The sequence below is a fragment of the Cytobacillus sp. FSL R5-0377 genome (genome assembly GCF_038004385.1).
GTDB lineage: Bacteria > Bacillota > Bacilli > Bacillales > Cytobacillaceae > Cytobacillus.
On record NZ_JBBORA010000001.1, the window covers coordinates 571,973 to 593,519 of the forward strand.

Genomic DNA, 21,547 nt, shown 5'->3' on the forward strand with positions numbered 1-21,547 from the left:
ACTGTGATCATCAAATTCGTTCTAAGTTCTCACTAAGCTGTTTACTAATTTCCCCTTAATGAACCTGCCTATAAAATCAACAACGCAAATATATGATTCAAATTAATATCAAAATTACCAAGCTGAACGCCCTATTATCAGTAATAAAAAAAAAAGACCAATTTTAAGCAAATTGGTCTGCTAAGATGTTGGCTATTTGTATATTCCCCCACCGATACGATGCTGCTGAATGTTATACTTCTGCTTGTTTGTTTGTCATTTTACTGATAGCAATCCACAAACTGAAGATAATACATAATCTGGCTTCCACGGAGAAGCCTCCAAGTCCTCCGCGGCAGTAATCCCGCTAAGAACAAGTGCTGTTTTCATTCCAGCTTCGTTCCCCATCCGGATATCCGTTTCAAGACGATCACCGACCATAATACAATCATCCGGCTTAAGATGCAGTATTTTCAATGCTGCTTCAATTGTAAGGATGGATGGCTTTCCAATCTGTACATCAATCGACTTACCACAAACCGCTTCCACAGCACCAATCATTCCGGCACAATCCGGAACTTCGCCGGCCTCCATGGGACAGGTTCTGTCAGGATTGGTGGCTATCATCTTTGCTCCTAGCTTTACCGCTTGAAAGGCAAAATTTAAATGATCATAGTGAAAATTCCGATCCCATGACAGGATAACAACGTCAACCTCTGCCGGTGCCAGCGCTTCCTCGAAGCCGGCAAGAGCCAGTTCATCTTTGATTGGCTGCTCTCCAATCACATACAGCGCGGCATCAGGATGGTGTTCCCGCAAATAGTCAATCAGAGTAAGCGTCGGATTCAAAATGTTCTCAAGGCTTGCATTGATCTTGAAGCCGCGAAGCTTTTCCACATAACGCTGACGCGATTCAATCGTCTTATTTGTAAGGAACAGCACCTTCTTTCCCTCATTCAGAAGGGAGTTGATAACCGTCTCTGCTCCTTCAATCAATTGCTTCCCAAGATATACGGTGCCATCCAAGTCAAAAATATATCCTTTCAAGTTTCTCATTGGTCTCCTCCATCCAATAAAGTGAAACTTCGATCAGGGTTGATTCTTGCACAAACTGCGATAAAAAATTCCCTGAGCATGACCATTTCTCCAATTACATAATTGGATGCCGCCATACCCAAGGAATCTCCTCATCTCTATCCTTGTTTCTATTCACTTATAGTGATTTCGTCATCAGGTCTTCTCCAATGACAATCTTCGGGATGCCAAGCCTTGTTACCTCTTCTTCATATGGTTCGTTATCAGATAAGTGAACTAACACAATTTCTTTGATATTATCCAGAGCATATTTTTCTGCAACTTCACGGAGGCTGCTGTGGTTGCCGGTTAGAGTACGAGCGGATGTCGCTTCATGAATTAACATATCTATATGGCCATATTGTCCGATTCGTGCATTGATTTCTGTATCACATGAATACACGACTACTCGGCCTGCGCATTGCACCTCAAGTCCCACAGCCGGAACAGAATGAAGCGCTTTAAAACAGGTGAATGACATCTCACCGCCTGATAACAGCTGCTCTTCCTGATCACCATTAAATATTTCCACCTTGATGGAAAACGAAATTGGCCACTTGTCAGCCTCCATTGCTGCCAGCCATTCGCGAAGCTTTTTCTCATTACGGTAATCGCAGAAAATCCTCAAAGGCTTTTTCCTTCCTTCCAGCCACATCCCCCATAGCAAGGAAGGCAGCCCATATATATGGTCGATATGAAAATGGGTGAGCACCACTGCATCGAGCTCCCCTAAATCCACATCCAACTGCTTCAGTTTCCTGCAAGGGTTCCCACTGACATCAACCAGAACATGATAACCTTTATTCGAAAAACAAATTGAGGTATGATCCCGTTCAGTACCGGGATAGGCACTTCCCGTTCCCAGAAAATGAATATCCATCCAACCACCGCCCTATTTGATACCTGAATGCATAAAACTTGAAACAAACTGTTTTTGGAAAATGAAGAAAGCAATGACTAAAGGCATGATGACCATTACTGTACCTGCAGCAACCATTCCCCATTGCGCTCCCGTTTCATACGATTGCGCAAATAAGGCAAGTCCAACGGTCAACGGTCGAGACTCCACAGAATCTGTGATAATCAGCGGCCACATGAAGTTGCTCCAATGGTGACTGACGGAGACGAGTGCAAAGGCAATATATGTCGGTTTCGCAGATGGAATGTATACATGCCACAGCGTTTGGTACCATTTACAGCCGTCTATTCTCGATGCTTCATCCAGACCATACGGAACCTGCTTGAATGTCTGGCGGAGCAAAAATACTCCGAAAGCGGAAGCCCAATACGGCATCATGACAGCCAGCTTCGTATTGACGAGTCCAAGCTGGCTAATAACCTGGTAATTTGGGAACAACAGAATTTCAGGCTGAATCATCAGCTGAAGCAAGAACAGGATAAACAGTACATTTTTCCCTTTGAAGTTCACCCGGGCAAAAGCAAAAGCTGCTAGTGTAATCGTGAACAGCTGGACAATCAGCACGCCAAAAACGATAACGAATGTATTAATGTAATATTGGACAAATGGTGCCGTCTCCCACGCTTTCACATAGTTTTCAACCGTTGGGTTTGAAACCCAGAACGGAAATCCTCCATTAATCACTTGATTACCCGGAGAGAAGGAAGTGATGATAACCCAAAGCAGCGGGATAAACGAAATAATCCCAAGAACAATAATGATGCCATAATTCAATTTTTTCAATTGAATTCTCCCCCCCTCTCAGTAATGGATTTTCCGGTCAAGATATAAATAGTTGAATGCCGTGATCCCCAGCATAATGACAATCAAAACCACAGTCAGAACGGCCGCTTTGCCAAGATCCCAATTTGTAAATGCCGCTTCATAGATATGATAGAGCAGCAGATTGCTGGCATTATCAGGTCCCCCCTTAGTCATAATGTACAAGTGGTCAACGTTTTTGAATGAGTTTGTAATTGCCACGATCATTACGAACAGCGTTGTCGGCATCAGGAGCGGAAACGTAATATGGCGGAACATCTGGAATGGCTTTGCCCCTTCAATCTCAGCCGCTTCATAAACATCTCTCGGTAAATTTTGCAAACCAGCTAAATAAAAAATCATATAAAAACCGGCGTCTTTCCAAATGATCATGACAATCATTGCGATCATGACCGTACTCGGATTTCCGAGCCAGTTCGTGTCCCCTGCACCGAACAAGTGGAGGAAGTTATCGAGCAGCCCATACTGGGGGGTATAAACGAAAAGCCATATATTCGCTACCGCAATGAGCGGAATGATCGTCGGGTAGAAAAATGATGTCCTCAACAGGGAGCTTCCAGCCATTTTTTTATTCAGCCAAATGGCAAGATACATCGCCAGAAACAAGCTCGTTGGCACAGTACCCAGCATGAAGAGAATGTTATTCAGAATAACCTTTCTGAATATCTCATCACCAAATACTTCCTTATACTGATCCAATCCGGAAAACTGCAGCCGGGTCATTGGACCACTGTAAAAGCTTAATTGAATTGACTTAAGGGTTGGATAAAACGTAAACATTGTTAAAAAGATGAATGAAGGAAACAGTAATCCGTAGGCGAACAGATTGCGCCTCGTTCCGGTACCGAATTTTCTTCTCTTCATTGTCATCAGAACTAACCCACCTTTCTTGTGAATAAAGAGAGCCCAAGTCCGCACACTTTCACTTGAGCATCCCTCTATTCAGTCCAACGTTGCAGCTCAATTACTGAAAAGGCTTCAGTACATCTTCAGCTTTCTCCTGTGCTTTTTTCAATCCTTCTTCAACCGGGCTTTGGCCAGTCAATATCGATTGAATATGATCATTAAAGATTTTCTGCACCTCACCATTTTGGTAAGTCGCCAATTCACTGTCGGCATATTCCAATTGTTCGCGGGCAACCAGGGCTGCCGGGAATTCCTTTATATATTTTTTAAGCAAGTCTGTTTCATAAGCAGATTCTCTGGTAGCTACATAACCCGTATCAATAGACCACTGGGCGACACGCTCAGGTTCAGTAAGAAACTTCATGAACTTAATGGCCGCTTCCTTATTTGCTTTTGGAAGATCCTTGAACAAGTAGATGTTCCCTCCACCGGTAGGTGAACCATATTGATTATTCGCAGGCAGGAATGATACACCGAAATCAAAGTCCGCATTGTTTTTGACATTGGTCAGATTACCTGTTGTATGGTACATCATCGCGGTTTTTCCGCTCAGGAAGTCAGAAGGAACTGTCGCCCATTCAATAACACCCTCCGGCATGACCTTATGCTCCTTTCCAAGAGAAAGCCAGAAGTCCATCGCTTCTTTTGCGTATGGTGCGTCGAAATATACTTCTTTTCCATCCTCAGACATGATGTTGTCTTCCGTCTGAAGTGCTAATGCCTGGAACATCCAGTACTGGTACCCAGTGCTCGGGATTTCCAGACCCCACTGGTCCTTGCCGTCATTTTTGGTAAGCTTCTTCCCGTATTCCACCAGCTGATCCCAATTTTCAGGTGGAGCTTCCGGATCCAGCCCAGCCTCTTTGAAGGCGTCCTTGTTGTAGTATAGGACAATCGTGCTGCGCTGAAAAGGCAGGCTGTATACCTTATCGCTTATAGATGAATTCGCCATAAACCCATCGTAGAAATCATTTAAGTAATCATCCTCAAACAAAGGGGTCAGTTCCTCAATCAGGTCGTTCTCAAGTAAAGTGAATAAATCGATTGAGAATAAAACAGCAAGTTCAGGCGGATTTCCTCCCTGCGCTGACGCCATTACCTGTGTCATCGTTTCGGCATAACTGCCTCCATACTTCGCATTAACCTTAATGTTGGGATTCTCTTTCTCAAAGTCTTCTACAATACCATCAACAATGTTCGCTACATCCCCGCCAACTGCAACCGGGAACCAGAAATCAATCTCAGTCTTTTCTTCCACTCCAGCGTCACTGCTGCATCCGGCAAGGACAACCAGTAAAACTAAAACGAATGATAAAAACCTACCCTTCATGCCACTTCCCCCTTATTTTTTCATAAAAAAACCCATGAACAATAACCTGCATCACAAAGAAGTGTCATGCAATTTATTGATCACAGGGAATCTCCGCGTCTCTACCCTTTGACAATAACCTGTCTAATATATATGTCTTATCACATAGGATAATAACTAATTTTTTTGTATTATATTTTGGAAGTTTTACCAAGTATTCTATCTTGCAATTAATAACATGAAAAAGGTGCCTGGCCCCATAAGCATTCTCACAAAACACAGACGGGGGTCAGACACCAAATTCTCTGACGGGTTCACTTATTTCAGGTTAGCTATAAATTCACTTGCTGCCTTGCCTCAACTAACCTCTATACTTTATCGTTAGACCTTTTAAGAAGTTTCTCGCAAAATTGTCTAAGCATACTTTATAGTTTTTATGTCCTTCTTTTCTTAAAAAAGCTCCGAGTTCTCCTTTTGACACGTTTAATCCAGCTTTTTTGAATATATCTAACATGTCCTCTGTTGTTAGGGACAAGGCGATTTTGACTTTCTTTAACAGGATATTGTTTATGTTATTATAATTTTCAATGGATGGGTCCGGCGAATTAGCTTGACCGGGTTTAGGCTCCTGTTTCCCTCTTTTATAGATGATAAAGCCATTCAAAAATGAATTTAACATCCTATTTGTCAATGTTAATTGGCTGTCACTTTCTTCTTCATCATCAGACTTCTTGAGGATCCTTACTACCTCTGGTACGGACACATCCTCTCCCCCCAGCTTAAAGATCTCTGCCATTTCACTATTTTTGATTTCTAAGGCATATCTCAATCGAATTAAAATATCATTATTATCCATCAACTTACTTCCTCCTATTTTTACACTGCTCTTAATTACAACAGTACCCTGTTAACAATCTTAAGTCTATCATAGCCGAAGCCTAATAACTGAGTAGAATACGGAAACAATTAATTTAATATGCTTTAGCACCTAATGAGAGTATACAGATGACACAAAAAACCGTACAGCATCTCACTGTGCAGCACTAATATGTATATTTGGCGGGACCGCCACGGAATCCAACCCAGCTGACTTTGCTCGCAATTCACAAGCGGTTTGATGTTAGGGAAAGTATATTTTCTTCCTATATAGGATCGGTTAAAGTTTTATAAGCACCAAGTAGAAGTTAAGTCTGTTGTTTTAAATAGGTGCCCATTCAGTGTAATAGGGTTGTCGCTCGAACTATTATTCCCTATTTACATGAAATTTTCAGGTGTTAAACGAACTATTATTTAAAAATGCTTCTTGCAATAACCAGTAAATTCTTCACCAGCAGACGTCCAATACTATTCCCCACGTTTGCGAATAAATCATTACCAAAAAAGTAAGATATTCCCTCCGGTCAGGATTGCAGCATATTTAAGATATTCATATAAGAACGTGCCGGAAAGAACCCAAAAAAAATAAAAGCAGCCACTAGGACTACTTTTATTTTTTTATTAATATAAACTTCTGGCTTGATTATTTAACACCACTTTTTTTGCTCAATAAAAGGAAATCAATTTTATTGTGAACTTTCAATAGGCTGCTTGTTTGCTGTCCAATTTCTTGGGCTACTCGTTCACAATATAGCATTTATTAATTTTGTTGTTGCCCTTGGTGTCAACATAAACCTTATATGGTCCCACCTTATAAACGTCTGCCGCGTTATTTTTGATTAGTATCTCTTCAGTAAAAGCCTCCGTCGAATCATCGGAGTAAACTTCCGTTACGGTAACTGTCAGTCTGTTTTGATTACCTTTGAGTCTCTCTACCGTTGCCGACGGCGTTGCGCTTACGCCAGTGACTACCGGGAGAATTACCGCGCCAATTATCTCGGAACCATCATACAATACGACGGCATAATTCGCGACGGCATCAACATCGCTGCCTTTAACACTGATCATTGCTTTGCCGTTTGCAAATGTCGCGGCAGCCAATGAAACGCCGTCCTTTTTCAACACCGCTTTGGAACCGTCTGGGACATCCGCCGTGACGGGGATATTGGTGTCCCGCTCACTCACGATACGCTCCAACGGGGAGAGGCTAACTTCTGTGCCAAGACTCGTTATATCTTCGTATGAATAGTCGGACACGTACTCATATAGCTTAACACGATGGGCTGCATCGTCCTCCATTGAATCGACTCTTTGGGTGATGAAACCGGATTCATTTCCGTGCAGCGCATAAGTGTGACCGCTGGAACCAGTATGTGAAAATATCGTTGTCTCCCCTGTAACGGGATCTATACCCGTGTTAAACCATACCGCTCGATCTAATGCACTATCTGCAATAGTTGAGTCTGTGCGTAAAGCAGCCGTATCGTCGCTGCTCGAATCCCGATACATAATAGAGGGAGCGACAAGGCCGCCATGAACCAGACTTAACATTGTGTATCCGGTGTATCCGTTCTCCTTTGTGTATGGTCCCGGATCGGGGCTGGTTTGCTCATTAAAAATTAATCTCGTATTGTCCTGGATCACCTCAGGCGCTGTAATAATGTCGTCATCTATGGTGACAGGTGTACCCGCAAGTCCTCGTTTGTTGGACGGCTCGACGGATGCAACGTTCCTATTGGTTAGCGCCAAACCTGAGCTGGCGGAGACAACGATATAAGTCTTACCGGATGCAATAGTTTTAGCCAATCTCCAGAAATTTTCCGGAACATTGAAGTCTGTAACAAGTGCGGGATTAATCGGAGCCCAGTTCTGATCCCACATAGATTTCTTTAACTTCAATGTTTTCAATTGATCATCGTCTATACTTTTTTCTGTATTTATAGTGAGCTTACCACCTGTATGTTTTGGAAATGGCTGGAATTCCTTACTGTTGAGCATTGCCAGTTTACCGTCGTCTAGATTATAAAACTCCTGAAACAGTTTAAATTCGGTTTCACCGTCGCTGAAGCGTATATTGACGGATGAGCGGTAGCCCGTATCCTTATAGTTTTGGTCTTTTTCCCATTCGGCGGTCATATGCCCGAAGTTTACCGTATACGTAGTCGATCTATTCGGGGATTCCTTCCTGGCGATTTTCACCGTCGCCACTGCTGGTTTCCCTGCGCTCACCGCGCCGCTTGCCGGGTTGAGTGTAACGCTTACGTCAACATCATCGTCGGGATATTCGTGTCCGACGTTCGCAGCTGAGAAGTCGATGTTTGATACGTCCTTTGGCACGTTAACATCAAATTCGGTCTTGCCCGCGACATTGAAATTATCGCCGCCGAAGTTAAACGATGTGAGCTTAGGCGATAATTCATCGAGCCCGAGATAGGCCTCCGGATTTATTATGGCCCAATATGCTTCTTTTGGTGCACGATTGGAGTCGAATGGCAGCGGGTAACCCGTCCTGCGCCAGCTGTTATTATCAGCCACGCCCCAGAATGTAACGCGTTCTATATTATCGGAGTACTTCTTATATAGCATGAACAGCTTGGCGTACAATTCCGCCTGCTTCTTCAATTGCGCCTCGGTAGGGGGGACTTGGGCTGAAGTGCCATTGAATTGTACATCGAGTTCGGTTATGCTGATCTCACACCCGGTTTCACTATATATCTTTAAAACTTCCTCTAAATTATCGACATTGAGTCGAAGGTTGTAGTGCCCCTGTATCCCGATGCCCTCGATCAGTTTCCTGCCTTTTGCCTCAGGGTGTTCATTCGCGTATCTTTCGTTGAGCTCGTTGACCATAGAGGCAATTGCAATTGCTTTGTTGGCAAGTTCCTCGTCGTTAAAGTCATTGTAATACAGAACTGCGTCCGGGGCAGCCTCACGCGCAAACAAGAAGGCATCATAGATATAATCCCACCCGTTTCCGCCGTTAGCATAAGCTTCAAACCATCTGGACGGCCGTTCCGTTGGATTAATTCCGGAGCGAAGTGCGTTCCGCCAGTCGGTCGGATTTTCCGGATTATCCCTCATTGCTTCATTTACCACGTCCCAGGCATCGAGCTTATAAGGACCCTTACTATAGTGCCCGGCGATTGTAGAAATATATCTTTGCAAGCTTGCCCTTGCCTCGGTATAATTCTGACCACTCGGCGGCCAGCCAGCTGACTGATTATGCCACGCCAGCGCATGTCCAATCGTATAGAATCCGTCGGCTTTAACTTTAGTTAACATGTTGTCGGCTGATGTGAACGACGGTTCGCTGGTTGGGCTGGACCATATGGAGTCCGGCTTCGTAGCGTTTTCGGGCGTCAGCACGTTATAGTGGAACTTCATAAAATCATACTTCGCTGCATCGGTTAAATCGGAAGGGCTAACAGTATTTCCGATTAGAAAATGGTCCTTATAGACTTCTTTTAGCGACACAACCTCAGTGTCAGAAGCCTTCCCATTGACACCCTCTGCTGCTGAAGCATTGATGACCGGCAATGAGATACCGGGAAAAGAACTCAAGGTAAAAACCAGCGCTAATAAATATGTCAGTAGGTTTCTAGCTTTTTTCAAAAAAATCATTCCTCTCATAACTTTGATCTACTCTTTTTGATAATTTGGTTTTTTAATGGTACTTCACTAATAGATACAATCATTTATTTTGATAGTTCCATTTCATACGAATACTATGGTTAATTACACATACCAAATACACCATGCGGCCATCTAAATTAGAGTACTCAAGCAAACTCTCACATATCAGTACATGTGTTCCCCCCTTCTGGTTTACGCTGTGACAAAATAATAAGTGAATTTTGATCTAAAACCTTTATTTCTCTGACTTTCGCCAGTTGTTTCTAACATCTACCTGCAAAAGCTGTAAATCTTTGAAGCTGCCTATATGGTGGTTTCAAAATGTGACAGGTGTTTTACTCTTTTGTGTTCTCAAGCACTGAATTGTGTTTTTGAGCTATGAGAGTATTTTCCCCTGTCGTGTCCAACCTTGCAGCAAGTCCTACATGACATCCTTCTTTCTATTAAATAAGCCACCATATTGCCTCTCTCGAGTTCAGCACACTGGATCTTTACAAAAGAGAGAGAATTCAATTGCTGTTTCCACCACTATTTTCTAACAGCTATCAATTAGTTGAAGTAAAAGTTTTATATTATAAAACTACGTTCTCTTTTTTTACGGTAAATACTCGGGATTTTTTCTTTCAAGAGGATATTTGTTTTATAATGTAAAACTCAGTTTTATAATTAAGTTATCCGCTTCCAATAATAGCTAATTGTTATATTTGTGTCAATAATATTTTCTGAATTTTTTAATTGTTCAACTAATTATTATTCCAGAACAATTTATATCTAAATTTGATTTTATTTTAAAAGAAAACTTCTTTCTTAAAATTCCTAAAGCATAAATTAAATGTACCAATAGCAATTTCAAGGTCACTTCATCATTTGTTATGTCTCCGGCTGAAATGTCCAGGTAGTATTCGCATTAACAGTATAAAGCAGGTGCTGCTCCCCCTTCAGATTCCATTTAATTCATGAACAGTTCAAACATTTCATATAACGAGAATTTGTGTTCAACTGACTTTTCACCTACCACTGCTGTACTTCCCCTTGCATCTTTTCATTTTGTCTTTGTTAAAATAGCCATAAAAAAATCCACCTTTCTTTAATAGATTGGTGGATTTAACGCTTCGGATATATTGAAAAAGTTGCCGTATATTATGTAATTTTCAGAAGAATCCTAGTGTGAATTTATTGGAAAATCACCTTTCAGATCAAAAAAACTGGTCAAATCGATGATAACTAAAAAGGTTGGCGGGACTGCCTGGGAATCGAACCCAGCTAACCTGGCACGCAGGTCACAAGCGGTTTTGAAGACCGTGGAGGGCACCAGCACCCCAATCAGCCCCATAAAGAAAGACTCTTACTATTATAAGGGCAAATAGTGCTGCTTTCAAGACTTATGCCTCCTTTCTTGTCGTTTCGCGGGACAAGGCTTATAATAAGAACAGGAAATTATGTGTGTAGGTGAAGGAAATGCTAGAAGGCTGGTTTATGTATTTTATATTGTTCTGGGTTGTTATTCTGATTTCGTTCTTTGCGATTGGCGGCTTTTTCATGTTCCGCAAATTTTTAAAGCGCATGCCGAAAGAAGATGGCAAATCAGATTTGGATTGGGAAGAGCATTATGTCAATGAAACACGGCATTTATGGCAGCAAAGGGAAAAAGATCTGCTGGAAGATCTCGTAAGTCCGGTGCCTGAGCTGTTCAGGGATGTAGCAAGAATGAAGATTGCCGGTAAAATTGGTGAGCTTGCTATAAAAGAAAAAGCAGATCGAATTGATCAGGATCTCCTGATTCGAGGCTATATTTTAGCCACGCCAAAACGGGACCATAAATTCCTGCGCAAGAAATTGACAGAAAAACAGATAAGCATGTCTCCTTATGAACATTTATTTTAAACCATTTCGGATTACCGGAATGGTTTTTTTATTATTCTGGGAGCCCAAAATGGGATCCATTAAATAACAATTAAAAACCGCCAAAAGCAATATCCGGCGGCCTTCATTTATTAAGTTGTTTTTGGATTCCTCGTTCCATTCAGTTCCTGATGGAGCTTCCGATAATTCATATACATCGCAACTCTCCACGGTACAATCATTGAAAATGCTAGAATCCAGAACATGCCGCTCAGCTGGCCATAGTCGATAGTGGAGCTTAGAACTATTTTTCCAATAATGCGGATTACAAGCAATCCTATTAATATAAAAGCAAACGCTTTAGATCGCTTCAGATAAATTTCGCTGTCCCTGATTTCAAAGGAAGATGTCTTTATTAAAAGGATGGAAAACAGCACTCCGACTGTGGCTGCTTCCAGGATCTCCATTGGTGTAACGCGAAAATAAGGAACGGTAAACATAAGAGCACCTGTGCTCATAAAAATCGGCGGCAAGATAATTTTCTTGCCGGAAGCCGGTTTTTTTGCAGCCTTCATGCGGATGAACATCGCGAAGATCGCCATAAAAACGGCACCGATTGATGAAATTAGTACAAAGTCCATTCGATTTCATCCTCTATCTCATTTGATTACTACCCATATTATATCTTAATAGGCTTGATTTAGGTACTCAGAACAATAAAAGTGCATTAAAAAAGCCACTCCAGCTGATACCCGGACACATCCGCATGTCCAGGGTACCCTGAGTCAGCTTTTAACTTAATACCCGATTAACCGCTTCTAATACACGGCCTTCATCAAATGGTTTTATGATAAAATCTTTCGCGCCGGCTTCAATGGATTCAACCACTACCTTTTGCTGTCCCATGGCTGAACACATGATGACCTTTGCATTAGGGTTTTCCCTCTTAATTTCCCGGACAGCCTCAAGACCGCTCATTTCAGGCATCGTGATATCCATCATCACCAGATCCGGGTTCAAATTTTCGAAAAGATCCACGGCTTCCTTCCCGTCTTCCCCTTCTCCAACTATTTCATGACCGGCTTTTTTTAGAATCGTGCTCAGGGTAACTCTCATAAATTTCGCATCATCTATTATTAAAATTCTCGCCACCGCTGTTTCCTCCTTGTAGTGCATTGGAAGCTATATCTCTATTATACTACATATATAGTAAAAATTACCCATAATAAATTTCATTAAACATCTGCAAAAGGGAATGATCCTTTAGAGAGATACATTAATCAACTCCCAAAGAACACATATTTCAATATATCGAACTATCAGATAAATTTCAATTGAAAGACTATGACAAATTTCGACCGCTTGTCATAGCCCTTTCTTCCTTATAAATAGGAAAAGGGCACATTCCTAAATAGAATGTGCCCCTGCTTTTTAGAAACCAGTAAATCCGCCAAACAATGGTGAAAGGAAAATAATAATTTTTGTCATCCAGTTAAAGAATAAAACTACACCCATAATCATCATCAATAAACCGCCGATTTTCATTATCTTGGCGCTGTTTCGCCTGATCCATTGCATTTTTCCGATGAAGAAAGAAAGAACAAAGAATGGTATAGCAAAACCAAGAATATAGGCGATCATATAAACGATTGCAGAATTAGGATTTGTAACTGCTAATGACCACACAGCCCCCAATATCGGACCTGTACATGGAGTCCAGCCTGCTGCGAATGCCATTCCAATCAGAACAGATCCGAGAAGGCCTGATGGACGGTTCTTAAACTCAAACCGCCTTTCTTTCATAAGAAATTCTGGCCTTATAATACCGACAATTAATAATCCAAAAATAAATACAAAGATAGCGCCAATTTGCCGGATTAAATCCTGGTATTGCTGAAAGAATTGACCAAGCAAGGTTGTTCCAAACCCAATTGCGATAAAAATGGCTGAAAATCCGATCAGGAAGAATAATGTATGAAGCATACTCCTTCTCTGCAGCATCGCATTTTCTTCTTTAATCTCCCCTACAGACATTCCGGTGATATACGATAAAAAAGCCGGATATAATGGCAGGCAGCAAGGCGAAACAAAACTTAAAAACCCTGCACCTAGTGCAATAAAAACATTCAAATCTGTCATAGTCACAACTCCTGATACTCATTCAATCCAATTTTATTCTAACAAATCTTATATAGAAAAGATAATGGATAGTATGTGAACATTTTGTTTCATCAACTTTTGCTAAATTAATGCATTTTAATTTTCAACCTAAAACATGTATTTTTAATGTAAATGTTACCAAATTTTAAAACAAGTTTCTTTTGAATTTATTACCATAATTCGATATACTAGTATAGAACTTAACAAATTCTGTTATTATCTTTCAGCTTTTGACATGGTTTCAAATTGGGAGAGTATAGCCTACATATAAGAATTGATCAGAGAGGAACTATTGGCCATGTGTAAACAGGAACTGCTTACATTGATCGAACAAAAAAGAACAGAGTTAATTCAAGTGGCCATGAAAAGCGGCTTAAGCTCTGCCGCAGCAATCCGATACAGTCAGGAATTGGATGCCCTATTAAATGAATATAACCGAAGCTTCATTAAAAAAGTGCAGACACATTAAGAAACAGCCATGCAGTAATTGCAGGCTGTTTTTTGTTAACTCCATTAACCTGCTGCATCCTCCACTTTTTCAGCGTTTCCATTCTGCAGCAGATACATTTTATGATACAATCCCCGCTTAGCCAGCAATTCCTGGTGCGTTCCTCTTTCTACTATTTCCCCCTGATGAAGAACGAGAATCTGTTCAGCATCCTGTATGGTAGACAATCGATGAGCAATTGCAATTGTTGTGCGGCCCTTTCTCATTTTTTCCAGTGCTGTCTGAATGGCTTCTTCTGTTTCAGTATCAATATTAGCTGTTGCTTCATCCAGCACAAGAATCTTAGGATTGGCAGCAATCGTTCTTGCAAATGCAATAAGCTGTCTTTGCCCGCTTGAAAACGTCGATCCCCGCTCCACCACCGGATGATCATATCCGTCTTCCAGCTTGTTTATGAATATATGAGCCTGAACAAACTGGGCAGCAGCTTCAATTTCAGCATTTGTCATTCTTTCATTATGCAGTCTGATATTATCCTCTATCGTCCCGTAAAAAAGGAAAGGATCCTGTAGAACAAGCCCCATTTTTGTACGCAGTTCTTCTGCAGGGTAGGACTTAATGCTTTTTCCGTCAATAAGTATATCGCCGCGTTCAAATTCATAGAATCGCATCATTAAGTTAATGATGGAGCTTTTGCCGCTTCCGGTATGACCAACTAGAGCAACGGTTTCACCCGGTTTGGCTGTAAATGAAATGTTTTTCAATACATCTCGTTTACCGTCATAGGAGAAGCTGATATTCCTGAACTCAATCTCTCCTTCCTGAATCTCAGCTGACTTGCTTTCCGCCTGTGCTGGGGCAGCCTCTTTTTCATCCAGCAGAGCAAATGCTCTTGAAGCGGCAATGATGGCCTGCTGATACATGGAAAGCCTCATCATAATTTGATTCACAGGCTCAAAGAAGCGGTCCAAATAGCTGACAAATGCATACAGCACACCGATTTCGATCGGATTGTAAAAAGAAGAAATCCCAAAAAAGCTTAATACAATGACAAGTGCCAGAACATAAACCAGGTCAATAGCCGGCCTTAACAGGAGCCCATCCATTTTGATATTGCGCATCCCGGCTTTATAATGCTCCTCATTTATATCACCAAATTCCTTCCGCAGTCTTTTTTCCTGCCTGAATACCTGGATAATCGACATTCCCTGCAGTGATTCGCTCAGTTTTGCATTCAGCTCACTCAGCCTTTCTCTTAAGTCCTTATAGAATACCGAACTGTATTTACGGTAAGTCCGGATGATCAGAAAAAGAATTGGGAGAATTACGAGACAAAACAGGGCAAGCTTTACATTCAGGATAAACATCGCCACAAAGATACCTGTCAGCAGGAAGGCACCCTGAATGAAGGTAACCAGTACACTGACAAACATATCTTTAATTGCCTCTGTGTCATTGGTAACGCGAGAAACAATACTTCCCGCTGGCGTTTTATCAAAGTACTTTAAGCCCAGTGACTGTACTTTTGAAAAGACATCCACTCGAAGCTGCTGAATGATTTTCAGCGCGATTTCCTGAAATTTGAGCAGCTGAAAATAGGATACCAGCACATTCATGATCTGAATGCCCAGATAGGCTGCACCAAGGGCAAATAGCGGCTCAAAAACCAGGTTTCCCGGTGTTAAATAATCATCAATAAATATTTTAACAAGTATCGGCCCCAGTAGGTCTCCAATCGTTGTTAAAAGAAGAAGACTGAAGGCAAGTGTGATTGTTTTTTTATGCGGTTTTGTATAGGAAAGCAGCCGGAAAAGAACCTTCCGCTGCTCTTTCCCCTTCATAATCGGTGTCTTTTCCATAGTCTTATCCCCCATGCTCCACTAGCTCTTCCAGCTGCTGGCGAAGATACATATTCTTATACCAGCCTTCTTCAGCCATTAGTTCATCATGTGTTCCCCTCTGAACAATTTCCCCTTCATCCATCACCAATATGAGATTCGCATGCTGAATGGCGCTCAGCCGGTGAGCTGTAATAATTGTTGTCTTGCCAGACCGTTCAGCCCGCAAGGAACTGAGAATTGCTTCCTCTGTTTTGGCATCAACAGCAGAAAGGGAGTCATCTAAAATCAATACTTCCGGATTCATCAATAGTGCCCTTGCGATGGAAATTCGCTGCTTTTGCCCTCCGGAAAGAGAGACCCCTCTTTCACCGACAACAGTCTGATAACCTTCTGTAAATTCGAGAATATCATCATGGATATTGGCCAGTTTGGCTGCCGCATAAATATCTTCAGGGTTTGCATCCGGCTTTGTGAAAGCTATATTTTCAGCAACAGTGGCCGAGAACAGGAAGTGCTCCTGCGGGACATAGCCAACAGCCTCTCTCAGCTTACCGAGTTTATAGCGGCTGATAGGATGTCCTGCAAAAAATATCTCTCCTTTATAGCCTTCAAATTCCCGAAACAAAAGCTTTAGAATTGTGGTTTTTCCCGCACCCGTTTTACCTGCAATGCCGAGCGTCTCTCCTCTTTCCAATCTAAAATGAATATCCTTAAGCAGCCGATCCTGTTCACCCGGATAAGCGAACTCCTCGACGTTGTACTCAATGTTACCGCATGGAACTTCATTGATGCCTGATTCATCATCCTTAATTTCGATTTCTTCTGCAAGAAGTGAAGAGACTCGATCATATGATGCGCGGCCTCTTTCGACGATGTTAAACAGCCAGCCAAAGGCAAGCATTGGCCAAATCAGGAGACCCAAGTAAGTTGTAAATGAAACCAGCTGTCCGATTGTCAGTTCTCCTGCAATAACATACCTTGACCCAAATGCAATAGACAAGAAGAAAGAGATCCCTACAATAATGCTGATCGTTGGATCAAACAAAGAGTCAACCTTAGCAACAGCCATGTTCTTTTGTACTACATCTTCAGACTGTCTGCGGAAATCTTCTATATCTTCTTTTTCCTGGCCGAATGTTTTAATCACCTTAATTCCTGAAACACTTTCCTGAGTTTTGTCATTCAGTGAAGAAAAAGCCTCTTGAGCTTTGTGAAACCGTTTATGAAGAAGTGTTCCATACCAGCTTGTCAAAAGTGCCATAAGAGGCATCGGTATCAGACAGATCAGTGTCAGCTTCCAGCTGATTGTTGCTGCCATTGCAATAATAACGAAGCCGCCTGTCGCAAGGGAGTCGACAAAAGTTAGCACTCCAGCCCCTGCCGTCTGCTGGATAGCCTGCAGGTCATTGGTCGCATGCGCCATCAAATCCCCTACCCGCTTTTTCTGATAAAAGGCCTGCGACATACTGGTAAAATGCTTGTAAAGCCTGTTGCGCAGAAGTTTGGACAGCTTAACGGCTGAACCGAAAATCATAATGCGCCAATAATAGCGGAGCACATACATCATGAGGGCAACCACAATCAGAATTACAACCCACATAATTAATGCTTGCGCAGTCAGCTTGCCATTTTTAATCAAGTCGACAACAATCCCCACTACCTTTGGAGGGACCAGCTGAAGCATTGCCACAAAAAGCAGCAGGATAATCCCGTTTATATAAGCCTTTTTCTCCTGTTTAAAAAACCACATTAAATCAAAAAAAACCTTCATACCCCATTCATCCTCCGAAATCCATCATAGCTTAAATAGTTTATCAAATATTAAGAAAATAAGGAAGATTTTTCCCGCAACAAAAAAAAGCACCCGGATGGATGCTTTATTGCCCTAATGCTTCTATTCGATTTATCAGGCTTGTTGCTTTATTAATTGTTGAGAACAGCTCTGAATTTTCCAGCTGATCCAGCGCAAGGTTGCCATTTTCCATAATTTTATTGATCTCTGCCAAAAGCGTTTCATTCTGGGTCACAAGCTCCTGATGAACATCTTCTGCAAGCTTCGGTATATCCTGAATGGCGATAAATTCTTCAACTTCCTGCTTTAGAGTCATCAACCTGTCTTCAAGTTCCTGCTTTGCTGCCGGGTCTGCTGCCGCTTCCTGAATCAGCTGCGGGGCCTCTTCGGCAAAGTTGCTTAATGTATTAATATGCTCAGTCGCCTCATTAACATAGCCAATGGAGTTATTAACTTCTCCCAGAACGGAACAGCCGCTTAATAACATGGAAATGGTAAGGAGCCCTATTAAGATTACTTTCTTCAAAATTGCTCGTTCCTTTCATGATTTGTCATAGTATTATATACGGTCTGCTTGAAAGGAAGGTTTCATTTATAAATAAAAAAACCACCTTCCTGTTAGTATAACAGAAAAATGGCTTCCAATGGGCCGCTTGTCCCTGATTACTTGCCAGTCTGCTTGTTCATGGCATTCATCATTTGGTTGATCTTCTTTTGAGATGGCTTCATGCCCATTTGCATCATCATCATTTTAAGCATTTGTTCATTAATTGGCGGATTTTTCTCAAGGTAGCTCATCATATATTTTCGAGCAATGAAAAATCCTAGTGCTACACCGGCAAGAAGCGCCAGTACACCAACTAGAATGTACATACCCATACTAACTTCCTCCTTCATGTTGTCTATCATACAGTGTACTAGACCAAAGGTTATTATACAATATTTGCTTCAGTTTTTCTCTTATTTTAGACGAATTTTCTTTCTTTAATCGGTTTTAGCCACCCATAGCGCTTATGCTGGAGGTCAACAGCCAAAAAGGAAGACTCGCTTTTTCGCAGCACCTCGAAAAAAACTGTCTCAGCCTCATAGCTGCCCGCCGCTTCTAATACCAGGCTTCGTTCAAATACTTCAAGCTTCGCCCTGCTTCTTTTGCTCATCTCTATATAGTATGCACTTTTTTCTATGATAAAGTCCTTTTTTCTCTGCAGCTGCTGATGGATATATTGATGCACTTTCAAACCCGGGATTGGCTTAGTCACAAAATCAATTTGCTTCGATAGAATCGACTTCATTTCACCTGACGAACGCTCATACTCTTCAAACAACTGAAAAAACATCCGCTCTCTGCCAAAATAATGGGACGCAAATTCATCTTCTATTAAATACAATTGATAAGCTCTCATCTGGCCCCTCCTTCCGGGACAATCCATTTCTTTCAATTATAAGTAAACGCTTCTAAAGAATGTGTCTGAAGATGTTAAAAACTATCACTAATTTTGTCGAAAGCGAAGAGTTCAGTGGATTATGAGGATTCATGGTGGTTGAAATCTGCCGATTTGCTCTTTACAAAAATCTATTCACTATGGCATATTCCCAGATTTGACTGCTTGTAATCTTGATTTTAATGACGGCTTGAATATTCACTGTTTAGCTGCGGCTTTTTCTCTTTCTGGTGGCTTCTGAGCCTATATGGCGGCTAATTCTTGTTTCTCTCTTCATGCCTACTCATCAAATCCAATCAAAAAAAGGAGAGCCTATCAGCTCTCCCTTCACTGTTATTATTATCCCTGCAGCAATGCTTTCACGCGTGCTACAACGTTATCTACTGTAAATCCGTATTCTTCCATAATTCTTTCTCCTGGTGCAGACGCGCCGAACGTATCGATGGCAAGAACATCGCCTTCGTCTCCAGCATAACGATGCCAGCCAAGTGAAGATCCCATTTCAATGGCAAGACGTTTCTTGACTGTCTTAGGAATTACGCTTTCTTTGTACTCTTTTGATTGAGCTTCAAAACGATCCCAGGCAGGCATACTTATTACAGATGCATGGATGCCTTCGCCTTCAAGCACTTTTTGAGCTTCAACTGCGAGGCTGACTTCAGATCCTGCAGCAAGCAATAATACATCCGCATTGCTGTTAGAAGCTGGTGATACAACGTATCCGCCTTTTTGAACACCTTCGTATGCCGCTGAATCCGTCCCTTTTAATGTAGGCAGGTTTTGACGAGTCAATACTAATGCAGTTGGCTTATTTGTTGATTCAATTGCTGTTTTCCAGGCTGCTGCTGTTTCATTGCCATCAGCAGGACGGACAACAGAAAGGTTTGGCATTGCACGCAATGCGGCAAGCTGTTCTACAGGCTCATGCGTAGGGCCGTCTTCACCGACAGCGATACTGTCATGGGTAAATACATATGTTACAGGCAGGTTCATAAGAGCAGCCAGACGAATTGCCGGGCGAAGGTAATCAGAGAACACGAAGAATGTTCCGCCGAATACCTTTAATCCGCCGTGAAGCGCCATTCCATTTAAGGCAGCTCCCATAGCAAATTCACGTACTCCGAACCAGATGTTGCGGCCATCAAATGATTCAGCCGTAAAGTCACCAGTTCCTTTAATCATTGTTTTATTTGATCCTGCAAGGTCAGCAGATCCGCCGAAGAAAGAAGGCAGGTTCTGAGCGATAGCATTTAGCACTTCTCCGGAAGAAGCGCGGCTGGCAAGGCTCTTACCTTCTTCATAAACAGGGATGTCTTTATCCCAGCCTTCAGTAAGCTCACCATTAATTGCCTGCTCCAGCTGTTTTCCTAACTCAGGATGTGATTCTTTGTATTGAGCAAAAAGGTCTTCCCATTCCTGCTGCTTTTTCGCACCGTTTTCAACAACTTGCATATTAAAGTGATCATATACTTCCTGTGGAACATGGAAGTCTTCTTCAAATGTCCATTTGTAAGCTTCTTTAGTTAATTTCAATTCATCAGCACCAAGAGGAGCGCCGTGAACATCAGATTTTCCTGATTTGTTTGGAGAACCGTAGCCAATGACTGTTTTTACTTCAATCATTGTCGGACGGTTTTCGTCCTGCTTTGCTTCTTCAATAGCTTTTGCTATTTCGTGGAGGTCATTTCCGTCTTCTACGCGGATATACTGCCATCCGTATGATTTAAAGCGCTGTTCAACACTTTCAGAGAAAGATTTATCAAGGTCTCCATCAAGTGAGATATCATTGGAATCATAAAGAACAACCAGCCTGCCAAGCTTCAAGTGTCCAGCAAGGGAAGCAGCTTCAGCCGAAACGCCTTCCATAAGATCTCCGTCACCGCAAATGCTGTATGTATAATGATCAACAACATTGAAGTTGTCTTTATTGTATGTAGCAGCAAGGTGGCGTTCAGCCATTGCCATACCGACAGCCATAGCAATACCTTGTCCTAATGGGCCTGTAGTTGCGTCAACACCAGGAGTATGGCCGTATTCAGGGTGACCGGGAGTCTTGCTTCCCCACTGTCTGAACTCTTTAATATCATCCATGGATACATCATAGCCGGAAAGATGAAGAAGGCTGTATAAAAGCATAGAGCCATGTCCTGCAGAAAGGACAAAACGATCACGGTTGAACCAGTCCGGATTTTTTGGATTGTGGTTCATAAAGCGCGTCCAAAGAGTATAAGCCATTGGAGCAGCTCCCATTGGCATGCCCGGATGGCCGGAATTTGCCTTTTCAATGGCGTCAATTGATAAAGTACGAATGGAACTGATGGATAGTTCATCTGTGTGATTAAACATTCAATACATCCTTTCGAGTAGAAATTCTTCACTCTTATAATATTATCGGGTGTCCCTTATTTTCACAACCAATAGGGTTAGGTAAAGGACAAAAAGCCGGTTTGTTACTATATTGACACAAAAACACCCGGCATATGTAAAAAAAGCGGAGACAGGCA

The 21,547-nt window shown here is 41.9% G+C and carries 18 protein-coding genes and 1 tRNA gene; 2 read left to right on the forward strand and 17 right to left on the reverse strand.

Going from position 1 to position 21,547, the window contains the following annotated elements; genetic code table 11:
- Positions 1–255: 255 nt before the first annotated feature.
- From NSQ49_RS02830 to NSQ49_RS02865, 8 genes are all read right to left on the reverse strand, one after another.
- Positions 256–1,035, reverse strand: coding sequence for an HAD-IIA family hydrolase (locus tag NSQ49_RS02830; RefSeq protein WP_251282856.1), 780 nt, complete (start codon positions 1,033–1,035; stop codon positions 256–258).
- A gap of 157 nt (positions 1,036–1,192) precedes the next feature.
- Positions 1,193–1,933, reverse strand: a complete 741-nt coding sequence (locus tag NSQ49_RS02835; protein WP_251282855.1) for an MBL fold metallo-hydrolase — start codon at positions 1,931–1,933, stop codon at positions 1,193–1,195.
- A 12-nt stretch (positions 1,934–1,945) separates the two neighbouring features.
- Positions 1,946–2,755 (reverse strand): carbohydrate ABC transporter permease, encoded by an 810-nt coding sequence (locus tag NSQ49_RS02840; RefSeq protein WP_251282854.1) that lies wholly within the window; start codon positions 2,753–2,755, stop codon positions 1,946–1,948.
- 18 nt (positions 2,756–2,773) lie between these two features.
- Positions 2,774–3,658 (reverse strand): carbohydrate ABC transporter permease, encoded by an 885-nt coding sequence (locus tag NSQ49_RS02845; RefSeq protein ID WP_159867234.1) that lies wholly within the window; start codon positions 3,656–3,658, stop codon positions 2,774–2,776.
- A gap of 100 nt (positions 3,659–3,758) precedes the next feature.
- Positions 3,759–5,030 carry an ABC transporter substrate-binding protein gene (locus NSQ49_RS02850; RefSeq protein WP_341070357.1) on the reverse strand — a complete coding sequence of 424 codons (1,272 nt, stop codon included), beginning with the start codon at positions 5,028–5,030 and terminating at the stop codon, positions 3,759–3,761.
- Between the two features lie 340 nt (positions 5,031–5,370).
- Positions 5,371–5,865, reverse strand: a complete 495-nt coding sequence (locus NSQ49_RS02855) for a YehS family protein (RefSeq protein WP_251282916.1) — start codon at positions 5,863–5,865, stop codon at positions 5,371–5,373.
- A 755-nt stretch (positions 5,866–6,620) separates the two neighbouring features.
- Positions 6,621–9,497, reverse strand: a complete 2,877-nt coding sequence (locus tag NSQ49_RS02860) for an endo-1,4-beta-xylanase (protein WP_251282852.1) — start codon at positions 9,495–9,497, stop codon at positions 6,621–6,623.
- Between the two features lie 1,255 nt (positions 9,498–10,752).
- Positions 10,753–10,849, reverse strand: a tRNA-Sec gene (locus NSQ49_RS02865).
- Between the two features lie 127 nt (positions 10,850–10,976).
- Between NSQ49_RS02865 and NSQ49_RS02870 the strand changes: the two genes are divergently transcribed.
- Entirely contained in the window at positions 10,977–11,402 is a 426-nt protein-coding gene (locus tag NSQ49_RS02870) for a DUF2621 domain-containing protein (protein WP_159867228.1), read from the forward strand.
- A 110-nt stretch (positions 11,403–11,512) separates the two neighbouring features.
- Here NSQ49_RS02870 and NSQ49_RS02875 read toward each other — a convergent pair whose 3' ends face one another.
- From NSQ49_RS02875 to NSQ49_RS02885, 3 genes are all read right to left on the reverse strand, one after another.
- Positions 11,513–12,001, reverse strand: coding sequence for a CcdC family protein (locus tag NSQ49_RS02875; protein WP_159867055.1), 489 nt, complete (start codon positions 11,999–12,001; stop codon positions 11,513–11,515).
- Between the two features lie 151 nt (positions 12,002–12,152).
- Entirely contained in the window at positions 12,153–12,512 is a 360-nt protein-coding gene (locus tag NSQ49_RS02880) for a response regulator (protein ID WP_159867052.1), read from the reverse strand.
- 279 nt (positions 12,513–12,791) lie between these two features.
- Positions 12,792–13,499: a cytochrome c biogenesis CcdA family protein gene (locus NSQ49_RS02885; RefSeq protein ID WP_159867049.1), complete on the reverse strand. Its 708-nt coding sequence runs from the start codon at positions 13,497–13,499 to the stop codon at positions 12,792–12,794.
- Positions 13,500–13,818: 319 nt separating this feature from the next.
- Here NSQ49_RS02885 and NSQ49_RS02890 point away from each other — a divergent pair, with 319 nt between their 5' ends.
- Entirely contained in the window at positions 13,819–13,989 is a 171-nt protein-coding gene (locus NSQ49_RS02890) for an aspartyl-phosphate phosphatase Spo0E family protein (protein ID WP_048009069.1), read from the forward strand.
- Between the two features lie 44 nt (positions 13,990–14,033).
- On the opposite strand, the gene NSQ49_RS02895 is transcribed toward NSQ49_RS02890, so the two are convergent.
- The 6 genes from NSQ49_RS02895 to tkt all read right to left on the reverse strand — a co-directional run bounded on the left by NSQ49_RS02895 (position 14,034) and on the right by tkt (position 21,389).
- Entirely contained in the window at positions 14,034–15,827 is a 1,794-nt protein-coding gene (locus NSQ49_RS02895; protein WP_159867046.1) for an ABC transporter ATP-binding protein, read from the reverse strand.
- Positions 15,828–15,831: 4 nt separating this feature from the next.
- Complete coding sequence (locus NSQ49_RS02900) at positions 15,832–17,580, reverse strand: ABC transporter transmembrane domain-containing protein (protein ID WP_251282851.1); 1,749 nt, start codon at positions 17,578–17,580, stop codon at positions 15,832–15,834.
- A gap of 106 nt (positions 17,581–17,686) precedes the next feature.
- Entirely contained in the window at positions 17,687–18,127 is a 441-nt protein-coding gene (locus tag NSQ49_RS02905; protein ID WP_236566248.1) for a DUF6376 family protein, read from the reverse strand.
- A gap of 137 nt (positions 18,128–18,264) precedes the next feature.
- Positions 18,265–18,480: a YneF family protein gene (locus tag NSQ49_RS02910; protein ID WP_009330559.1), complete on the reverse strand. Its 216-nt coding sequence runs from the start codon at positions 18,478–18,480 to the stop codon at positions 18,265–18,267.
- Between the two features lie 86 nt (positions 18,481–18,566).
- Positions 18,567–19,004 carry a sporulation inhibitor of replication protein SirA gene (gene sirA / locus NSQ49_RS02915; protein WP_061792605.1) on the reverse strand — a complete coding sequence of 146 codons (438 nt, stop codon included), beginning with the start codon at positions 19,002–19,004 and terminating at the stop codon, positions 18,567–18,569.
- Positions 19,005–19,382: 378 nt separating this feature from the next.
- Positions 19,383–21,389 (reverse strand): transketolase, encoded by a 2,007-nt coding sequence (gene tkt / locus NSQ49_RS02920; protein ID WP_159867040.1) that lies wholly within the window; start codon positions 21,387–21,389, stop codon positions 19,383–19,385.
- Positions 21,390–21,547: the final 158 nt, after the last annotated feature.

What these genes read in the sequence shown, in the direction of transcription:
- NSQ49_RS02830 (WP_251282856.1), bottom strand. Translation starts at nt 1,035, where the DNA reads ATGAGAAACTTGAAAGGATATATTTTTGACTTGGATGGCACCGTATAT.
- NSQ49_RS02835 (WP_251282855.1), bottom strand. Translation starts at nt 1,933, where the DNA reads ATGGATATTCATTTTCTGGGAACGGGAAGTGCCTATCCCGGTACTGAA.
- NSQ49_RS02845 (WP_159867234.1), bottom strand. Translation starts at nt 3,658, where the DNA reads ATGAAGAGAAGAAAATTCGGTACCGGAACGAGGCGCAATCTGTTCGCC.
- NSQ49_RS02850 (WP_341070357.1), bottom strand. Translation starts at nt 5,030, where the DNA reads ATGAAGGGTAGGTTTTTATCATTCGTTTTAGTTTTACTGGTTGTCCTT.
- NSQ49_RS02855 (WP_251282916.1), bottom strand. Translation starts at nt 5,865, where the DNA reads ATGGATAATAATGATATTTTAATTCGATTGAGATATGCCTTAGAAATC.
- NSQ49_RS02870 (WP_159867228.1), top strand. Translation starts at nt 10,977, where the DNA reads ATGCTAGAAGGCTGGTTTATGTATTTTATATTGTTCTGGGTTGTTATT.
- NSQ49_RS02875 (WP_159867055.1), bottom strand. Translation starts at nt 12,001, where the DNA reads ATGGACTTTGTACTAATTTCATCAATCGGTGCCGTTTTTATGGCGATC.
- NSQ49_RS02885 (WP_159867049.1), bottom strand. Translation starts at nt 13,499, where the DNA reads ATGACAGATTTGAATGTTTTTATTGCACTAGGTGCAGGGTTTTTAAGT.
- NSQ49_RS02890 (WP_048009069.1), top strand. Translation starts at nt 13,819, where the DNA reads ATGTGTAAACAGGAACTGCTTACATTGATCGAACAAAAAAGAACAGAG.
- NSQ49_RS02895 (WP_159867046.1), bottom strand. Translation starts at nt 15,827, where the DNA reads ATGGAAAAGACACCGATTATGAAGGGGAAAGAGCAGCGGAAGGTTCTT.
- NSQ49_RS02900 (WP_251282851.1), bottom strand. Translation starts at nt 17,580, where the DNA reads ATGAAGGTTTTTTTTGATTTAATGTGGTTTTTTAAACAGGAGAAAAAG.
- NSQ49_RS02910 (WP_009330559.1), bottom strand. Translation starts at nt 18,480, where the DNA reads ATGGGTATGTACATTCTAGTTGGTGTACTGGCGCTTCTTGCCGGTGTA.
- sirA (WP_061792605.1), bottom strand. Translation starts at nt 19,004, where the DNA reads ATGAGAGCTTATCAATTGTATTTAATAGAAGATGAATTTGCGTCCCAT.
- tkt (WP_159867040.1), bottom strand. Translation starts at nt 21,389, where the DNA reads ATGTTTAATCACACAGATGAACTATCCATCAGTTCCATTCGTACTTTA.